This window comes from Paractinoplanes brasiliensis, from assembly GCF_004362215.1.
Lineage (GTDB): Bacteria > Actinomycetota > Actinomycetes > Mycobacteriales > Micromonosporaceae > Actinoplanes > Actinoplanes brasiliensis.
This window is the reverse complement of record NZ_SNWR01000002.1, coordinates 1,265,039-1,282,359: the sequence shown is the minus strand read 5'-3', so window position 1 is coordinate 1,282,359 and position 17,321 is coordinate 1,265,039. Positions and strand designations below refer to the sequence as shown.

At 70.7% G+C, this 17,321-nt stretch carries 16 protein-coding genes and 1 pseudogene; 11 read left to right on the top strand and 6 right to left on the bottom strand.

The features are described 5' to 3' along the window. Positions 1–51: 51 nt before the first annotated feature. The 4 genes and pseudogenes from C8E87_RS37930 to C8E87_RS37915 all read right to left on the bottom strand — a co-directional run. Positions 52–954 (bottom strand): annotated as a pseudogene (locus C8E87_RS37930) (SDR family NAD(P)-dependent oxidoreductase); the annotation flags it as partial. Next, positions 951–2,387, bottom strand: coding sequence for a flavin-containing monooxygenase (locus tag C8E87_RS37925; RefSeq protein ID WP_438866370.1), 1,437 nt, complete (start codon positions 2,385–2,387; stop codon positions 951–953). The pseudogene C8E87_RS37930 and the gene C8E87_RS37925, both read right to left, overlap by 4 nt. Continuing rightward, the gene (locus tag C8E87_RS37920; RefSeq protein WP_133878187.1) at positions 2,375–2,656 is read right to left on the bottom strand and encodes a DUF4873 domain-containing protein; all 282 of its coding nucleotides are present in this window, start codon (positions 2,654–2,656) and stop codon (positions 2,375–2,377) included. The genes C8E87_RS37925 and C8E87_RS37920 overlap by 13 nt, the downstream gene beginning before the upstream one ends. Further along, positions 2,653–3,330, bottom strand: coding sequence for a TetR/AcrR family transcriptional regulator (locus C8E87_RS37915; protein WP_133878186.1), 678 nt, complete (start codon positions 3,328–3,330; stop codon positions 2,653–2,655). The genes C8E87_RS37920 and C8E87_RS37915 overlap by 4 nt, the downstream gene beginning before the upstream one ends. A gap of 54 nt (positions 3,331–3,384) precedes the next feature. On the opposite strand from C8E87_RS37915, the gene C8E87_RS37910 reads away from it, so the two are divergent. After that, entirely contained in the window at positions 3,385–4,269 is an 885-nt protein-coding gene (locus C8E87_RS37910) for an AurF N-oxygenase family protein (protein ID WP_133878185.1), read from the top strand. Here C8E87_RS37910 and C8E87_RS37905 read toward each other — a convergent pair. Both C8E87_RS37905 and C8E87_RS37900 read right to left on the bottom strand, forming a co-directional pair. Further along, the gene (locus C8E87_RS37905; protein ID WP_166661411.1) at positions 4,214–5,359 is read right to left on the bottom strand and encodes a glycosyltransferase 87 family protein; all 1,146 of its coding nucleotides are present in this window, start codon (positions 5,357–5,359) and stop codon (positions 4,214–4,216) included. The two genes, C8E87_RS37910 and C8E87_RS37905, sit on opposite strands and share 56 nt — an antisense overlap. 117 nt (positions 5,360–5,476) lie before the next feature. Next, on the bottom strand, positions 5,477–6,625 hold the full coding sequence (locus C8E87_RS37900) for an alpha/beta hydrolase (RefSeq protein ID WP_133878183.1): 1,149 nt from the start codon (positions 6,623–6,625) through the stop codon (positions 5,477–5,479). Between the two features lie 368 nt (positions 6,626–6,993). Between C8E87_RS37900 and C8E87_RS37895 the strand changes: the two genes are divergently transcribed. The 10 genes from C8E87_RS37895 (at position 6,994) to C8E87_RS37850 (ending at position 16,992) form a co-directional block, all read left to right on the top strand. Then, positions 6,994–7,185: a hypothetical protein gene (locus tag C8E87_RS37895; RefSeq protein WP_133878182.1), complete on the top strand. Its 192-nt coding sequence runs from the start codon at positions 6,994–6,996 to the stop codon at positions 7,183–7,185. Continuing rightward, a complete protein-coding gene (locus tag C8E87_RS37890) occupies positions 7,175–7,360 on the top strand; it encodes a hypothetical protein (protein WP_133878181.1) in 186 nt (61 codons plus the stop codon). Before C8E87_RS37895 ends, C8E87_RS37890 begins: the two co-directional genes overlap by 11 nt. Positions 7,361–7,502: 142 nt before the next feature. After that, complete coding sequence (locus C8E87_RS37885) at positions 7,503–8,609, top strand: uroporphyrinogen-III synthase (protein WP_133878180.1); 1,107 nt, start codon at positions 7,503–7,505, stop codon at positions 8,607–8,609. 95 nt (positions 8,610–8,704) lie between these two features. Beyond that, positions 8,705–9,547 carry a sirohydrochlorin chelatase gene (locus C8E87_RS46055; protein ID WP_133878179.1) on the top strand — a complete coding sequence of 281 codons (843 nt, stop codon included), beginning with the start codon at positions 8,705–8,707 and terminating at the stop codon, positions 9,545–9,547. A 248-nt stretch (positions 9,548–9,795) separates the two neighbouring features. Then, positions 9,796–11,868, top strand: a complete 2,073-nt coding sequence (locus tag C8E87_RS37875; RefSeq protein ID WP_133878178.1) for a molybdopterin oxidoreductase family protein — start codon at positions 9,796–9,798, stop codon at positions 11,866–11,868. A 2-nt stretch (positions 11,869–11,870) separates the two neighbouring features. After that, a complete protein-coding gene (locus C8E87_RS37870; protein WP_203720588.1) occupies positions 11,871–12,218 on the top strand; it encodes a molybdopterin oxidoreductase in 348 nt (115 codons plus the stop codon). A gap of 1 nt (position 12,219) precedes the next feature. Continuing rightward, positions 12,220–14,676 (top strand): nitrite reductase large subunit NirB, encoded by a 2,457-nt coding sequence (gene nirB, locus C8E87_RS37865; RefSeq protein ID WP_133878176.1) that lies wholly within the window; start codon positions 12,220–12,222, stop codon positions 14,674–14,676. Next, positions 14,673–14,975, top strand: coding sequence for a Rieske (2Fe-2S) protein (locus C8E87_RS37860; RefSeq protein ID WP_133878175.1), 303 nt, complete (start codon positions 14,673–14,675; stop codon positions 14,973–14,975). The genes nirB and C8E87_RS37860 overlap by 4 nt, the downstream gene beginning before the upstream one ends. Further along, entirely contained in the window at positions 14,972–16,300 is a 1,329-nt protein-coding gene (locus C8E87_RS37855) for a nitrate/nitrite transporter (RefSeq protein ID WP_133878174.1), read from the top strand. The genes C8E87_RS37860 and C8E87_RS37855 overlap by 4 nt, the downstream gene beginning before the upstream one ends. 212 nt (positions 16,301–16,512) lie before the next feature. Beyond that, on the top strand, positions 16,513–16,992 hold the full coding sequence (locus C8E87_RS37850) for an anthrone oxygenase family protein (RefSeq protein WP_239080118.1): 480 nt from the start codon (positions 16,513–16,515) through the stop codon (positions 16,990–16,992). Positions 16,993–17,321: the final 329 nt, after the last annotated feature.

Here is a 17,321-nt window from a genome sequence, read left to right as displayed (position 1 = left end):
CGGAGGCGTGGTTGAAGGCGGGGAAGACGGAGCCGTTGACGCAGCGGGCGGCCGCGTGTCTGTCGGCGGGGATGAGGGAGAGGGCGGCACGGCGGCTGCGGGGGAGGGCGTGCGGGAGCGGTGTGTCAGGGTGTTGGTGATGGCCTGCATGATGCGGGCGTGGCCGACCGGGGCGAGGCGGGCCAGAAGGTCGGGGAGCTTGGCGCTGGAGGCGATCAGCAGGCGGGCCTTGCGCCGGGTTACCGCGTTGAGGATCTGCTCGGCGGCCTTCGAGGGTGGGTAGGTCAGCAGCGCGTCGAAGATTCGCTGGTGGGGTTCCCTGTCCGCAGCGGGGACGCCGGTGCCGACCAGGGCGCTCTGGGCGATGCGGGTGCGGATGCCGCCGGGGTGCACGGTGGTGACACCCACGCCGTTCTCGGCCAGCTCGGCGCGCAACACCTGGCTGAGACCACGCAGGGCGAACTTGGACGCGGAGTAGGCGCTTTGCCCGTACGGGGAAATCAGGCCGAACAAACTGGACATGTTGACGATGTGGCTGCCCGGCGTGGCCGTCAGCGCGGGCAGCAGGGCGTGGATCAGCAGCATCGGGGCGCGGAAGTTCACGTTCATGACCTGCTCGAACTGCTCGACCGAGACCTGGTCGAACCGTCCGCCCAGGGCGATGCCGGCGTTGTTGATCAGCAGGCCGATCGTGGGGTGCGCGGCCAGCACCCGCTCGGCGACCCCGGTTGCCTGCGCGCGGTCGGACAGGTCGGCGATCAGCGGCGTCACCTCGAGAGCCGGGTGCGCGGCGCGGATGCGGGCGACGACCGGCTCGAGCCGTTCCGCGTCGACGTCGACGAGCACCAGGTGGCTGCCGCGCTGGGCGAGCCCGTACGCGAGCTGTTCGCCGATGCCGCTGGCCGCGCCGGTCAGGACGGCGGTGCGCCCGGCGAACCGGTAGGGATCGGTCATGAGGTCCTCTCCTTGAAGGTCATGTCGCGGGTGACGTCGGCCCGGGGTGTGGTGATGACGTCGGTCAGGTAGTTCTGCCGCACGATCCACGGCGCCTTGTCGCCCTGCCGGGGGAACAGGTCGAGCGCGCGTTGCACATAGCCCGACGACAGGTCGAGCAGCGGCCGGCCGGTGCCGTCGGGCGTGGTGGGCGTGGCGACGGCGAGCCCGTGACGGTCCATGTGCCGCAGCAGGCGCATCACGTACCGGTGCGAAAGGTCCGCGCGCAGGGTCCACGAGGCGTTCACGTAACCGATGCAGTAGGCCAGGTTCGGCACGCCGCTGAGCATGAGCCCGCGGTAGGCCGCCCGCTCGCCGATCTTCACGGGTTCGCCGTCGACGGACACCTGTACGCCGCCGATCGGCAGCAGTCGCAGCCCGGTGGCCGAGACGACGATGTCGGCCTCGAGCTCCCGGCCCGACCGCAGGCGGATGCCCGACGGCACGAACGTGTCGATGTGGTCGGTCACCACCGACGCCCGCCCCGACCGGATCGCGGCCCACAGGTCACCGTCCGGAATCACGCAGAGCCGCTGGTCCCACGGGTCGTACGCGGGGGTGAAGTGCTCGTCCACATAACCCGCGTCGCCGAGTTCCCGCACTGCCATCGTGCGCAGCAGCTTGCGGACGCGCTGCGGCCGGCGCCGGGCGAGCTGATAGAACCCCTGGGTGAGCAGCACGTTCTTCGCGCGCGCAACGGCACTGGCGGCCCTCGGCGGCAGGGTGCGGCCCAGCGCGGCGGCCACCACGTCGCGCGGGGGCAGCGCCGTCAGATAGCTGGGGGAGCGCTGCAGCATGGTCACGTGCGCGGCGTCCGGGGCCATAGCCGGCACCAGCGTCACGGCCGTTGCGCCGCTGCCGATCACGACCACCCGCTTGCCCGCGTACGACAGGCCGGACGGCCACGCCTGCGGGTGGATCAGCCGCCCGGTGTAGTCGGACAGGCCCGGGAACTCGGGTTGGTAGCCGCCGTCGTACGAGTAGTAGCCAGCACACGCGTACAGGAAATCGCAGGTCAGGGTTTGCCCGTCGGCCAGGGTGACGGTCCAGTGATCGCTCGACCAGTCGGCGGTGACGACCTTCGCGCCGAACCGGATGTGCGCGGTGATGCCGCCCTCGTCGGCCGTGTCCTGGATGTACTGCCGGATCTTGTCGCCGGACGCGAGCGACTGGGTGTCCGTCCACGGCCGGAACGGGTAGCTCAGCGTGAACATGTCGGAGTCGGAGCGCACACCGGGGTAGCGGAACAGGTCCCAGGTGCCGCCGATCGCGTCGCGCGCCTCCAGGATCGCGTACGTCTTGCGCGGGAACGCCTCCTGCAGGCGCCACGCCGCGCCGATGCCGCTCAGCCCGGCCCCGATGATCAGGACGTCGTGGTGGCTCATGCGAACCACGGCGGTGTGCCCGTCCCCGACAGCCGGACGCCACCCCACGGGTCCGGCTCGCTCAGCCGTACGGTCGTGGGCCGCTCGCCGATCGCCAGGGAGGCCTCGCGCAGCCCCGCGCCGACCCGCTCGGTCAGCAGCGCGTCGGAACCCGTACGCCCCGCCCAGCGGTAACGACCCTCGATCGGCTCGAACCGGGCCGACAACCGCACCTGTACGGGATGCCGGTCGTCGCCGATCCTCAGGACCGCCGGGCCGCGATATTCCTCGTCGTTCACGTGGTCTCCTGTCCGAATGCCGCCAGGCCGCCCGGGACGTCGGCCGCGTGCTGGATGCCCGCCACCCCGCCCCACAGAAACGTCGTCAGGTAGTCGCCCAGCGCTTCCCGGCTGATCGGCTGCTGCTGCCGCAACCACCAGTCACCGACCGCCTGCACGTAACCCACCACCCCGTACGCCCAGGGCAGCGCTGCCCCCGAGTCGAGTCCCCGGGCTCGTAGCCGGTCGCCGAAGATGCGCGCGAGCCCGCTGGCCACCGTGTCGACGACATCGGCCACCACGTCACGATGCCGGGCGATGTCGGGCTGGTGCACGACGAACTGGTAGAGGTTCGTGTCGGCCGCGATGTGGGTCAGATAGGCGTCGATGGCGGCCCCGATCGCGGCGCGTTCCTCCCGTACGGCGGCCACGGCCGGGACGATCGCGTCGAGCACCAGGGCGCCGGAGCGCTGCCCGACCGCGAGCCACAGCTCCGACTTGTCGGCGAAGTAGCGGTAGAGCACCGGTTTGCTGACGCCGGCGTGGGCGGCGATCGCCTCCATGCCGACCTCGGGGCCGTGCTGCCGGATGGCGTCGATCGCGGCGTCGGTCAGCTCGGACCGGCGCTGTTCCCGGTGGCCGGCCCAGCGCTCGCGACGAGCGTCGGTATTGACCGGCTTCTGTTCCGACTTCATAGTACTAGAAGTAACTGTTACCGCCGGTAACGTCAAGCGCTTCCGGGAGGCATCATGACCGATCGCGACCGCACAGCGACCCGGCTCCTGCAGTCGTCCGCTTCCCACTCGTACGACCCTTCGGTGGAGATCGATTGGGAGGCGCCCTTCGAGGACGGCTTGTATTTCGTCCCGCCGCACCGGTCGTCGCTCTACGGCACGTCCCTCTGGGACGGTCTCACCGAGGAACAGCGGATCACGCTGACCCGGCACGAGGCGGCCAGCATCGCCGGGCTGGGCATCTGGTTCGAGACGATCCTCATGCAGCTGCTGATCCGGGCGTACTACGGCCAGGACCCGACCACCGCCCACGCCCAGTACGGCCTCACCGAGGTGGCCGACGAGTGCCGGCACTCGGTCATGTTCGGCAAGATGATCGAGACGCTGGGGACGCCGGTCTACCGCCCCGACGGTGTCAACGCCTTCCTCGGCAAGTGGATCGCGACCACGGCCACCGGCCCGCGCATGTTCGCGGCCATCCTGATCTGCGAGGAGATCCTGGACACGCTGCAGCGTGAGGCCATGGCATCCGAGCAGGTGCAGCCCCTCGTACGGATGGTGTCGCGCATCCACGTCGTCGAGGAGGCCCGGCACGTACGGTATGCCCGCGAGGAACTGGCCCGGCAGGTCCGCGCCGCGTCGGGTAAGCGGCTGGCCTTCGACAAGCTGGTGATCGGGCGGGCGGCGTACCTGTGCGGCACCCGGCTCATCCATCCCGCCGTGTACAAGGCGATCGGTGTCCGGCCTTCCGACGGCTGGCGGGCGGCCCGCGCCAACCCGCACTTCCAGGAGACGATCCGCTGGGCCAGCGAGCGTGTGGTGGCGTACCTGGGCGAATTGGACCTTATCGACGGGCCCGGGAAACCGTTGTGGAACCGCTCGGGCCTGCTGCCCCGCTGAGCGAGTGACGGCGTAGTCGCAGCGCCGCCCATACCCCGAGGGCCAGCGCGGCGAGCAGGTAGGCGTTGCCGGGAACGTGCTCGACCGGGTCCCAGCCGTATTCGCGGCGCTGTCCCCACGGCTGCCACACGAACAGACGGGAGGCGAAGACCGCAAACCACAGGACGCTCGCAGTCCGGCTGCACGTCCACAGTGCCAGCCCGACGGGGACGGCCCACACCCAGTGATGCGACCACGAGACCGGTGAGGCGAGCAGCATGGCCAGCGCGCCCAGCCCGGCCCCGAGCAGCCGGTCGCCGCGGCGCCACCGCACCGCCCCGAGCACCACGAACGCCAGAGCGAGCGGCCCGGCGACCGCGAGCCACATCAGGTTCGGGGGCACGCCGTCCAGCAGCCGGGCCAGCGCCCCGAACACCGACTGATTGTGCGCCATCTCCGGAGGCCCGACCCGGCCCGCCGTGAAAAGATCCTCCGTCCAGTACGCCCGCGCCGAGCCGGGAGCGAACACGAAACCGGCCGCCACGGTGGCGGCGAAGGCCAGCAGAGCTCGCCCCGCCGCGGCCCGGCGACCGATCAGCACCAGCAGCACGACGAAGACCAGCGGGGTCAGCTTCACCCCGGCGGCGATCCCGACGAGCACGCCCGACCAGCGCCGTTCCGGTCGCATCAGGTCGACGAGCAGGGCCGCCATCAGGAACAGGTTGATCTGGCCGAAAGTGAGGTTCTGCCACACCGGTTCCAGGGCGAGCGCGCCCGCGGTGAGCAGCGCGACCTGCCACCCCGTCAACGAACGGCCGGCCAGCGCGATCACCCCCGCCAGGGCGGCCGTCGAGGCGGCCGTCCACAGTGCGGTGACGAGCCAGAACGGCAGCAGCGCGAGCGGCGTCATCAGGACCGCGGCGAACGGGGGATAGGTGAAGCGCAGATTCGTCGCCGGGTCGCGGGTGTCGTAGAGCGGCAAGCCGTCGAGCACCAGCCGGCCGCCGTACCGATAGACCGACAGGTCGACGAAGCCGCCGTGCAGGTGCAGCCTCGGAGGCACGCCGGCCCAGGCGACCGCGCCCGCGACGACGGCGGCGACAACCACCACGACGAGGACCGGAACGTAACCCCGGCGTCTCACCGGGGCAAGGGCCGGCCGTACGCGTCGAGCGCCGCCGCCAGGATTGACGTCATGCGCGAATCGTACCGGCCCACCCGATTTCCGCTATTCGGCGACGGCGAGCAGGGCCTCGGGGAAGTTGTGCCGCCAGTTCACGTAGTCGTGCCCGCCGGAGTACTCGGTGTAAGTGACCCTGCAGTGGCGGGACAGCAGCACGTCCCGCATCTCGCGGACCACCTCCAGCTGCGACAAACCGGAGGCGGCGCCGGGACGTCCCTCCAGCAGGCCGACGTCGAGGTAATAGCGCACGTCCGGGTGGGCCAGCCGTTCGGCGTCGCGGATCAAGGTTCCCGGGGTTCCGTCGGCGCGGGGAGGCCACCAGAAGCTGGCGGAATGGGCGATGACCCCGCGGAACAGGTCGGGCCGGCGCAGCCCGAGGTGCGTGGCGACAAGGCCGCCACGGGAGACGCCGGCCACCAGGTTGTCGCCCATCGGTGAGCCGACGCCGGAGCGCGACCCCGCCCACTCGAGGGATTCCTCGACCAGCTTCTCGAGGGGCGGGCCGGGGGTCAGGTCGCGGGAACGGTTCTCTTGCCGGCCGTGGACGAACAGCGCGGCCATCGGCTCGAGCCGTCCCGCGGCGATCAGGTTGTCGAGGACCGTCGGGACGCGGAGCACGGTCTGCGCCTCGTGGCCGTCGAACATCACCAGCACCGGCAGGCCGTCGGGCTGCACCCCGTACGGGAGATAGGTGGTGATCGCGACGCCGGGGCGGAACTCGCCGTGGGTCAGACGGCCGGCCGGGTTGCCGGGGTCCGGCGTGGTCCACGGTGATCGCGGCGCGGCGGGCAGACGCAACTCGGAGGCCCAGCGGCTGACGTCGGTCGGGTCGCCGGGGTCGGCCTCGAAGGGGACCGTGAGCGGGTTGCCGTGGTCGAGGCGCGCGTCACCAGGGGTCGTGGGCAGCTCCTCGACGTCGTCGCGCACGAGCGCGTAGATGGTGCGCAGGTCGTTCGGGAAGACCTCGGAGCCGTGCCAGACGTCGGTGCCGGGAATGCGGGTGAGCGACACGTCGATGTCCCACCACGCCCGGACCCGCTCGGCCCGGCCGCGCCACAGGAACGTGACCAGGCAATGGCCGTCGTCCCAGGGCTCGATCAGCGGGGTGCCGCCGGCGGTGAGCTCGGCCCACAGGCGGTCGGCGTCGGGAGGGTCGGTGGCCTCGATCAGGCCGGTGAGCCGGGGGCTCCGCATGTCGATCCTGACCAACTCCTTTCCCCGTACGGGGTAATCACCTCGTGACGCAGGGTTTCAGTCAGCCGTCGGCACTGTCAAGAGACCGGGCTCGATGCAGACGGATCCCGGCCGTGTGGCGCTCCGGGTGCTTCTCCGGCGACGGCCGCCGAGGATTCTACGCCGGACAGCCCGGCGGATCACCGCTCGGATTCGCCTGCTCACCGTGGGTGCGACGGTGGCCCAAAACTCGTCCGAACGCGCCCTTGACCTCGAACTTTAGGATTTCCGGCTGGGCGAATCGGCCGGTGGGAATCCGGGTTCGCGCATGTGAGATTGATTCGCGGTGTCTGCGCCTGACCGCGCGACAGGAGCGTTCAGGAGGACTGATGGACAGCGCGGACTTCGCCCTGCGGGCCTACGACGAGGGGCGGGCCGACGGTGTGGCCGGGCGGGAGGACCACGCGCGGGACAGCGACGCCGACTATCGGGTGGGGCTGGCGGACGGGCAGCTCGCCGTGTTCGAGGCCGACCTCATCGCGGCGATCCGCAAGGCCATGGACGGCAAGAATGGACGATGAAATTCGCGCGTACGACACCGGGCGTACGGATGGCATCGCGGGGCGGCGCGACAACGTGAAAGCGGGGGACCCCGACACCGGCGCCGACTACCGGATGGGCTTCCTGGACGGGCGGATCGAGGTGTTTCATCTGCTCGCGGCGGTGCGGCGGATCCAGGACGAGGCCACCGACTGACGCTCCCCGTGGCGCTCGTCGCGGCGCTCACAAGATCAACGGCTGGAATTGTGACCCCGGCTTATCGGCCCCGAAACATGACGACGACGTCACGGTAACCCGCCCTGGGAACCCTGGCGGAAGCGAAATGATGGGGGAGTCGATGACTGAGGGTGTGCTGACGGGCTTCACCGTCGCTGTCACCGCCGAACGGCGGCGCGACGAGATGGCCGCGCTGCTCACCCGTCGTGGCGCGCGGGTCGTCACCGCGTCCGCGATCTCGATCGTGCCGCTGGCCGACGACGAGGCGCTGCACGCCGCGACCGCCGCCTGCATCGGGCTGGAACCCGACCTGGTCGTGGCCACGACGGGTTTCGGTTTCCGCGGCTGGCTCGAGGCGGCAGAGGGCTGGGGCCTGGGCGACCAGCTGCGCGAGGTGCTCGGGCGGGCGCGCCTCGTGGCCCGTGGCCCCAAACCGTGCGGCGCGATCCGGGCGGCCGGCCTGAGCGAGGACTGGGCGGCGGCCACCGAGTCGACCGACGAAATCCTCGAACGGCTGCTCGCCGCGGGTGTGGCCGGCCAGCGCATCGTCGTCCAGGAACACGGCGAGCCGCAGACGGCCTTCGTGACCGCCCTGCGCGGCGCGGGCGCGGCGGTGGTCGAGGTGCCGGTCTACCGCTGGGTGTACCCGCAAGACCTTTCCCCCGTACGCCGGTTGGCCGAGCAGATCACCGCCGGTCAGATCGACGCCGTCACGTTCACCAGCGCGCCGGCCGCGAAAGCCTTCCTGACCGTGGCGTCGGAGGCGTCGCCGGGCGCCCTCGACCGCCTCCTCACCGGCTCGACCCTGGCCGCGTGCGTGGGGCCGGTGACCGCCGCGCCGCTGACCGAGCGGGGGATCCCCGTGGTGATGCCGGCCCGTTTCCGTCTGGGCGCCCTGATCAAAACCGTGACGGACGAGCTGCCGCGCCGCTCGGTCAAGCTGCGGGTGGCCGGCTCCACCCTGGAACTCCGGGGCCACGCCGTCCTGATCGACGGCGCCCCCTACGCCCTGGCCCCGGCGGCGATGGCCATTCTGACCTCCCTGGCCGCCCGCCCCGGCGCGGTCGTCTCCAAGGAGCAGTTGATCGAGGCCCTGCCCCGGGGCAACGACGGCCACGCTGTTGATGTGGCGGTGGCCAGGTTGCGGACGGCTTTGGGCTCCGGCCGCCACATCGAAACCGTGATCAAGCGGGGTTATCGCCTCCGCCTGGACGAACCCGCCGCCTGACCGCTCCGGCCGGTTCCGGTAGCCCGACGGTCGATCCTCCGCACGTCGCAACGTGGCGACAAATCGGAAATATCCTGATTAGGGAGACCGACAGCATGCCCACGTTGATCGTTGTCGCGCACGGCACCCGTAGTCCCGCCGGCCAGGCCCAGATCCGCGACCTGGTGGCCCGGGTGGCCCGCCGCCGCCCCGGTCTCGACGTCCGCCTCTGCTACGCCGACGTCCAGGAACCCCGGATCGCCGAGGTGGCCCAGCAGACCCCCGGCGCGGTGGTCGTGCCCTTGCTGCTGTCCGCCGGTTACCACGTACGCGTGGACATCGCCAACGCCGTGGCCGGCCGCGACATCCCCGTCAGCCGGCCGCTGGGCCCCGACGCCGTGCTGCGCGACAGCTTGCACCGCCACCTGCCCCCCGCGGACGCCGTGGTGCTGACCGCTGCGGGCTCCTCGGACCCCACCTGGAGAGCCGACGTCGAGGCCCTGTCCATCGATCTTGGATATCGGATGAATGCCGCGTCTTCCCCAAGATCGCCTGTACGCCACCGCCACCCCCTCCCACCCGGGGTGGAGCGTCGTGAGCAGCCTACGCGTTTTCGGGATGGCGAACCGGAGTCGTCCACAGGCACGCGCGGGGACACCCTGATTGTGGACAACCCGCGGACCCCCGTGCGGATCGGCTATGTTTCGGGGCCGGGACCACGGGTGGCCGATGTCGTCGCCGAGCTGCGGCAGGGCGGTGCTCGGCGGGTGGCCGTCGCGGCCTACCTGCTGGCTGACGGTTTGTTCTACCGCCGCCTCGGTGAGACGGGCGCCGACCACGTCACGCCGCCGCTCTGCCTCGACCCGGCGGTGACCGAGCTTGTCCTGCGACGCTTCGACGAGGTTGTTGCCACGGCATCGGCGTCGGCGCCACGGCTCGGTGCTGCGCTGCGGCGCTGAGGGGAGCGGCGGGGTCCGTGCTGTGGCGGGCGGCGGTGTCGGGGGCGGCGGGGTCCGTGCTGTGGCGGGCGGCGGTGCCGGGGAGCAGCGGCGGCGGCGGCTTCGGTCGGGCGGGTGCGACGGCTGACCATCGAAGCTCCGTACGGTGAAGGTCTCACAACGGCGTCCGGGCGCTTGTAGGGATTTCTGTACGCCGGCGCAACGGCAGCGGTCACGGCGGTAAACAAAAGCTGCCGAGTATTCAGGGCGTGACGGCGACCGATACGCATTGCCCCTACTGCGCCCTGCAGTGTGGGATGACGCTGACCCCGCAGGTTCCCGGGGTGAAGCTCGAGCCGCGTGACTTCCCTGTCAACAAGGGCGGGCTGTGTGCCAAGGGTTTCACCGCGGCCGACCTGCTCGATCACCGGGATCGCCTGCTCACCCCGCTGGTGCGCAAGGGCAACGGTCTGCGCGAGGCGACCTGGGACGAGGCCCTCGACCGGATCGTCGAGGCGATAACTCACTCCCAGAGCAGGTACGGCCGCGACAGTGTGGGCGCGTTCGGCGGGGGTGGGCTCACCAACGAGAAGGCGTACGCGCTCGGGAAGTTCGTGCGTGTCTCGCTCAAGAGCGCCTCGATCGATTACAACGGACGGTTCTGCATGTCCAGCGCGGCCACGGCGGCCAACCGTTCGCTGGGCGTGGACCGCGGTCTGCCGTTCCCTCTCGAGGATGTGGCCCAGGCCAAGACCGTGCTTCTCGTGGGGGCCAACCCGGCCGACGCGATGCCGCCGTCCATGCAGTATCTGGACGCGGGCCGCGAGAACGGCGCGCGGCACATCGTGGTCGATCCGCGGCGCACCAACACGGCGGCCGGCGCCCACCTGCACCTGCAGCCGTTGCCCGGCACCGATCTGGCCCTCGCGAACGGGCTGCTGCACATCGCCGTCCGTGAGGGATACGTCGACGAGGACTACGTCCGGGAGCGGACGACCGGGTTCGAGGCGGTGCGGACGGCCACCAACTCGTACTGGCCGGAACGCGTCGAGCGGATGACCGGCGTACCGGAGACGCGGCTGCGGGAAACGGTGCGGCTGCTCGCCACTCAGGGCCCGGCGATGATCCTGACCGCGCGCGGCGCCGAGCAGCACAGCAACGGCACCGACACGGCTCAGGCGTACCTCAATCTGGCCTTGGCGCTGGGGCTGGTGGGCAAACCCTTCTCCGGGTACGGGACGATCACCGGCCAGGGCAACGGGCAGGGTGGACGCGAGCACGGGCAGAAGGCCGACCAGCTGCCGGGTTATCGCAAGCTCGACGACCCCGCGGCGCGGGCGCACGTGGCCGAGGTGTGGGGCATCGACCCCGACGAGCTTCCGGGGCCGGGCCAGTCTGCGTACGAGATGCTCGACCAGCTGGGCGAGAAGGTGCGCGTCCTGATGGTCCTGGCGAGCAACATCGCGGTCAGCGCCCCGAACAGCAACCGGGTCCTGCGCAAGCTCAAGGACCTCGACTTCCTCGTCGTCTCCGACATCTTCCTGTCCGAGACCGCCGAGCTCGCCGACGTCGTCCTGCCGACCGCCCAGTGGGCCGAGGAGGAGGGCACGATGACCAACCTCGAGGGCCGGGTGATCCGCCGCAAGCGGGCGCTGCCGCCACCGCCGGATGTCAGGACCGACCTGGAGGTGCTGGCCGAGTTGTCGCGGCGGCTGGGGCGGGAGGAGTCCAGCGACCCGCGCACGGTCTTCGAGGAGCTGCGCCGCGCCAGCGCCGGGGGGATCGCCGACTACGCCGGGATCACGTACGAGCGCATCGAGGCCGAGGACGGCGTCTTCTGGCCGTGCCCCGCCGAGGACCACCCGGGCACGCCGCGGCTGTTCGCCGACGGTTTCCCGACCCCGTCCGGCAAGGCCCGGATGATCCCGGTCGTCCACCGTGACCCGGCCGAGATGCCCGACCGCCAGTTCCCGTACGTGCTCACGACCGGCCGCAACATGCAGCAGTACCAGAGCGGCAACCAGACCCGGCGGGTGAAGGCGCTCACCGTGGCGCTGCCGGAACCCCGCGCCGAGCTCCACCCCGACCTGGCCCGCCGGCACGGCATCGCCGACGGCGACCTGGTCGAGTTGCGCAGCCGCCGCGGCGCCGCGGTGCTGCGGGCCCGGCTCTCCGACGGGATCCGCCCGGACACCGTCTTCGCCCCCTTCCACTGGCCGGGCGCGAACGCGCTGACCAACCCGGCCCTCGACCCGCACTCGCGCATGCCCGCCTTCAAGGCCTGCGCCGTCGCTATCTCATGCCTGAAAGACGGCACCCGGCACACGAGAGGAACCGATTAGCGGTGCACTCCACCCCGCGATTCCTGCAAGGCGTCTTCGCTTACGAGGGCAAGGGCCTGGACCGGCCCGCCCCGATCGACCCGGCGCTGTCCTATGTGGTCCCGGACGGGTTCACCACACAGGCCGTCTACTTCCGGGGCGGCAACTCGGCCGCCGAACTGGTCAGTGTCGTGCTGATGCGCGACGGCAGCCCGATGCGATGGTTCCCGATCGGGGCCAAGGCCGACGTGCACGTGCCGCTGCGGGTCGTCGAGGACCTCGCCGCGGGCACCGCCGTCGAGCTGTGGCTGGCCGCGCCGGCCGGGGTCGCCGGCACCGTCATCGTCGACCTCGGCCTGGTGGAGATCTGAGATGCGGCAACGACTTGTGGTCATCGGCAACGGCATGGCCGGAGCCCGTACGGTCGAGGAGATCCTCGCCCGCGGCGGCGACTTCGACATCACCGTGTTCGGCGACGAGCCGTACGGCAACTACAACCGGATCATGTTGTCCAACGTCCTCGCGGGCGTGGAGGACGAGTCCGGGATCTTTCTCAACGACCTCTCCTGGTACGCCGACAACGGCATCACGCTGCACACCGGCACCCGGATCGAGCGCATCGACCGGTTCGCGCGGATGGTCTACAGCGAGGACGGCACTGCCACCCCGTACGACAAGCTGATCATCGCCACCGGCAGCCGGGCGTTCGTGCCGCCCATCCCCGGCATCCACCGCCCCGGCCGCGGCTACCACCAGGGCGTGTTCGCGTTCCGCACGCTCGACGACACCCGGGCGATGATCCGGTACGCCAAGGAGCACGAGCGCGCCGTGGTCATCGGCGGCGGCCTGCTGGGCCTGGAGGCCGCCCGTGGCCTGCAGAACCACCTGCCGCACGTGACCCTGGTCCACGCGGCCGGCCACCTGATGAACACCCAGCTCAACGAGGTCGCCGGCGAGACGCTGCGGGCCAGCGTCGAGGCCAAGCTCGGCATCGAGGTCGTCGTCAACGCCCAGACCACCGAGATCCTCGGCAAGCACGCGGTCACCGGGGTCAAGCTCGCCGACGGCCGGGTCATCGACTGCGACGTGGTCGTGGTGGCGGCGGGGATCCGGGCCAACGCCGAGATGGCCGCGGCCAGCGGACTCGTCGTCGAGCGGGGCATCGTCGTCGACGACCAGATGCGCGCGCAGGACGAGGACGACATCTACGCGGTCGGCGAGTGCGCGCAGCACCGCGGGGAGACGTACGGGCTGGTCGCCCCGCTCTGGGACCAGGCCAAGGTGCTCGCGGACCACCTGACCGGGGTGAACCCGTTCGCCGAGTACCACGGCTCGCAGGTCGCCACCAAGCTCAAGGTGGCCGGCGTGGACGTGGCCTCGATGGGCCTCAAGGAGCCCGCGAGCGACGACGACGAGTCGCTGACGTACACCGAGCCCAAGCGCGGCGTCTACAAGAACGTCATCATCCGCGACGGCCGGCTGGTCGGGGCCACCTTGATCGGCGACGTCAAGAAGGTCGCCTTCCTCATGCAGGCCTTCGACCGCGGGCTGGCGCTGCCCGAGGAACGCGCCGAGCTGATGTTCGACCTGGGCGGGCCGGCCGGCGAGGTCAAGGTCGAGGACATGCCCGACGACGAGCAGGTCTGCAACTGCAACGGCGTCAGCAAGGGCGCCATCTGCTCGACCGTGCAGTCCGGCTGCAGGACGGTCAGCGGCGTCATGGACAGGACCCGCGCCGGCAAGGGCTGCGGCACCTGCAAGAGCGTGGTGCAGCGGATCGTCGAGTGGGCCGCGGGCGGCGAGGTCGAGGAGGACCCGGCCGCCTCCTACTACGTGCCGGGCATCCCGATGCCCAAGCCCGAGCTGATGAACGCGATCCGCCTGCACGAGCTGAAGTCGGTGTCGTCGGTCTTCGCGAAGCTGGGCGGCGAGGAGGACGCCAAGAGCAAGATGGGCCTGGCCTCGCTGCTCAAGATGATGTGGGGCGGCGAGTACGTCGACGAGCGCGACGCCCGGTTCATCAACGACCGGGTGCACGCCAACATCCAGCGCGACGGCACGTTCTCGGTGGTGCCGCAGATGAAGGGCGGCGTCACCACCCCGGCCCAGCTGCGCCGGATCGCCGAGGTGGCCGAGAAGCACGAGGTGCCGATGGTCAAACTCACCGGCGGGCAGCGCATCGACCTGCTCGGGGTGCCCAAGGAGAAGCTGCCCGAGGTGTGGGCCGACCTGGACATGCCATCCGGCTACGCCTACGGGAAGAGCTTCCGCACGGTCAAGACGTGCGTCGGCTCGGACTTCTGCCGGTTCGGGGTGGGGGACTCGACGGCGCTGGGCATCGCGCTCGAGGAGCGGTACCAGGGCGTCGAGGGGCCGGGCAAGATGAAGCTCGCGGTCACCGGCTGCCCGCGCAACTGCGCCGAGGCGTACGTGAAGGACCTCGGGGTCGTCGCGATCGACGGCGGCAAGTGGGAGATCTACGTCGGCGGCGCGGCCGGCGCCCACATCCGCAAGGGCGACCTGCTCGCCACGGTCGGCAGCGGCGAAGAAGTGATCACCCTGACCGGCCGGTTCCTGCAGTACTACCGTGAGAACGCGAACTGGCTGGAGCGCACGTACGCGTTCGTGCCCCGCATCGGCATCGAACGCATCCGCGAGATCGTGGTCGACGACGCCGACGGGATCGCGGCCGCCCTCGACGCGGCCATGGACGCCACCGTGGCCTCCTACCGCGATCCGTGGAAGGACCGCGAGCAACCGGCGACCCCGGGACAGTTCCGCACGTCGCTGCCGCTGACCGTCCTGCCCCAGGTTCCGGTGCGCGCATGAGGGCCATCGGACTGGTCGACGAGATCCCGCTCGGCGAGGGCCGCACGTTCACCGTGGACGGCGAGATGATCGCGGTCTTCCGGCTGCGCGACGGCTCGCTGCGCGCCACCCAGGCCGTCTGCCCGCACAAGGGCGGCCCGCTCGCGGACGGGCAGATCGACCTCAAGCAGGTGCTCTGCCCGCTGCACCTCAACGCCTGGGACCTGCGTACCGGCTGCTCGCTGAGCGGCCAGCCGGACCTGACCACCTATCCCGTGCACCTCGACGACAACACGATCCTTCTGGGGGACCCGACATGACAGCCACCCTGCCCGCGGTCCGCCCGGCCGCGACCATCAAGGGACACTGGATCGACGACTGGCGGCCCGAGGACCGCGAGTTCTGGGACACCACCGGCGCCCCGATCGCCCGGCGCAACCTGATCTTCTCGATCACGTCCGAGCACATCGGCTTCTCGGTGTGGTCGCTGTGGTCGGTGCTGGTGCTGTTCCTCGGCCCCGAGTACGGCATCGACCCGGCCGGCAAGTTCCTGCTCACCGCCGTTCCCACGCTGATCGGCGCGGTGCTGCGGATCCCGTACAGCTTCGCCGTGGCCCGGTTCGGCGGCCGCAACTGGACCATCTTCAGCGCCGCCCTGCTGCTCGTCCCGGCGATCCTGGCCGCCTTCCTGATCCGGCCCGGCGTCGACTACTCCACCCTGCTGATCCTGGCCGCCGTGGCCGGTGTGGGCGGCGGCAACTTCGCGTCGTCGATGACCAACATCAACGCGTTCTACCCCGACCGGCTCAAGGGCTGGGCGCTCGGCATCAACGCGGGCGGCGGCAACCTCGGCGTGGCCGCGGTGCAGCTGGTCGGCCTGTTCGTGCTGGCCGTCTTCGGCGCCGGGCACCCCGGCCTGGTGGCCGGCATCTACATCCCGCTGATCGTGCTGGCCGCGCTCGGCTCGGCGCTCTACATGGACAACCTGACCCAGGCCCGCAACGAGAAGCGGGGCATGCGCGACGCCGTCAAGGAGCCGCACACCTGGGTGATGTCGCTGCTCTACATCGGCACGTTCGGCTCGTTCATCGGCTTCGGCTTCGCGTTCGGCCAGGTGCTGCAGGTGCAGTTCGCCGACGTGTTCAGCACCCCGGTGAAGGCCGCCTACCTGACCTTCCTGGGCCCGCTGCTGGGCTCGCTGATCAGGCCCGTCGGCGGCGCGCTCGCCGACAGGCTGGGCGGGGCGCGGGTCACCTTCGTCAACTTCATCGCCATGGCCCTGGGCGCGGCCACCGTGCTCATCGCCGCCCAGCTGCGCTCGCTGCCGCTCTACATCGTCGGGTTCATCGCCCTGTTCGTCTTCAGCGGCATCGGCAACGGCTCGACGTACAAGATGATCCCGGCCATCTTCAAGCGCAAACACGCCACCGACGACCACGAGGCCCGCCGCCTCTCCAACGCCGTCATCGGCATCGCCGGCGCGGTCGGCGCTCTCGGCGGTGTGCTGGTCAACCTGGCCTTCCGCCAATCCTTCCTGACCACCAAGGAGGCGGACGCGGCGTACGTCGCCTTCATCGCCTTCTACGCCGTCTGCGTCCTGGTCACCTGGGCGGTCTACCTACGCCCCTCCCACCAGCGAGTTTGATTTTCCCGTACGCGTCGTCCCCGCCCTCAACCGCACCAGGCCCGTCCCGGGCGCGCCTCGCGACCTGCGTGATTCACCAGGCCGTAGCGCGCGCCCGGGACGTTCCCGGTGGAAAGTGTGAGACCAGAGGCTCTTCGGCTTCGCGCGCCCCGCGTATGAACCGTGGACGCTCAACGATGTCTGGCGCGGCCCCGCCCCGGTTGACTGGGGGCATGTTCGCTTTGATGGTGGCCGCACTGATCGCGGCGACGATGACGACCGGGCTGATGGCCGGCGTCTTCGGTCTGTACCAGCACACCGTGATGGCCGGGCTGGCCGGCACTGACGACCGCACGTTCATCGGCGCGTTTCAGGCCCTCGACCGCGCGATCATCAACCCCTGGTTCATGTTCAGCTTCGGCGGCGCGCTGCTGTTCACGGCGGTCGCGGCCTTCCTGAACCCCTCGCCCTGGGTGTTCGCCGCGCTGGGGCTGTACCTGGTGGTCTTCGTCATCACGGTGGCGGTCAACGTGCCGCTCAACGACGCGCTCAAGGCCGCCGGCCCGCCGGACAGCCTCGCCGACCCGGCCGCCGTCCGCGCCGCCTTCAACGAGGCCCGCTGGACGGCCTGGAACCTCGTACGCACCCTCGCCACCACCACGGCCTTCGGCTTCCTGTGCTGGGCCCTGGTCGCGCGGGGCAAGCTGGGCTAGGGTCGGCCGCGTGTTGCGTCCTGAAAGCTGGTCCAGGCTTGCGGGTGGAAGTCCCGTCCCGGTAGGTACCGGAGCGCCGGGTAGCAGGTCCCGGTTCGTCGGAGAGATCCGGCGGGCTGAGCGGGATGTCGAGAGCCTTGTTGGAGGGAGCAATCGCGCGGGCCGCAGCGTTAAGCGAACCTTGCAGCCTCGTCAGATCCACAACGGGAGAGCCGAGCCGCTCATGTCACGGCGAAGGCCATGTCTGCCGGGCCCTGTTCCGGGGTCAGCCTGGCGGGTCTCTCCGGGGTAGGGAGGGTGGCACGTGCGAACAGTCTGGGCTGGAACAG

Bases quoted from the DNA above. Each gene is read 5' to 3' on its own strand.
- C8E87_RS37915 (WP_133878186.1), bottom strand. From the start codon at position 3,330: ATGAAGTCGGAACAGAAGCCGGTCAATACCGACGCTCGTCGCGAGCGC.
- C8E87_RS37910 (WP_133878185.1), top strand. From the start codon at position 3,385: ATGACCGATCGCGACCGCACAGCGACCCGGCTCCTGCAGTCGTCCGCT.
- C8E87_RS37900 (WP_133878183.1), bottom strand. From the start codon at position 6,625: ATGCGGAGCCCCCGGCTCACCGGCCTGATCGAGGCCACCGACCCTCCC.
- C8E87_RS37895 (WP_133878182.1), top strand. From the start codon at position 6,994: ATGGACAGCGCGGACTTCGCCCTGCGGGCCTACGACGAGGGGCGGGCC.
- C8E87_RS37890 (WP_133878181.1), top strand. From the start codon at position 7,175: ATGGACGATGAAATTCGCGCGTACGACACCGGGCGTACGGATGGCATC.
- C8E87_RS37885 (WP_133878180.1), top strand. From the start codon at position 7,503: ATGACTGAGGGTGTGCTGACGGGCTTCACCGTCGCTGTCACCGCCGAA.
- C8E87_RS46055 (WP_133878179.1), top strand. From the start codon at position 8,705: ATGCCCACGTTGATCGTTGTCGCGCACGGCACCCGTAGTCCCGCCGGC.
- nirB (WP_133878176.1), top strand. From the start codon at position 12,220: ATGCGGCAACGACTTGTGGTCATCGGCAACGGCATGGCCGGAGCCCGT.
- C8E87_RS37860 (WP_133878175.1), top strand. From the start codon at position 14,673: ATGAGGGCCATCGGACTGGTCGACGAGATCCCGCTCGGCGAGGGCCGC.
- C8E87_RS37855 (WP_133878174.1), top strand. From the start codon at position 14,972: ATGACAGCCACCCTGCCCGCGGTCCGCCCGGCCGCGACCATCAAGGGA.
- C8E87_RS37850 (WP_239080118.1), top strand. From the start codon at position 16,513: ATGTTCGCTTTGATGGTGGCCGCACTGATCGCGGCGACGATGACGACC.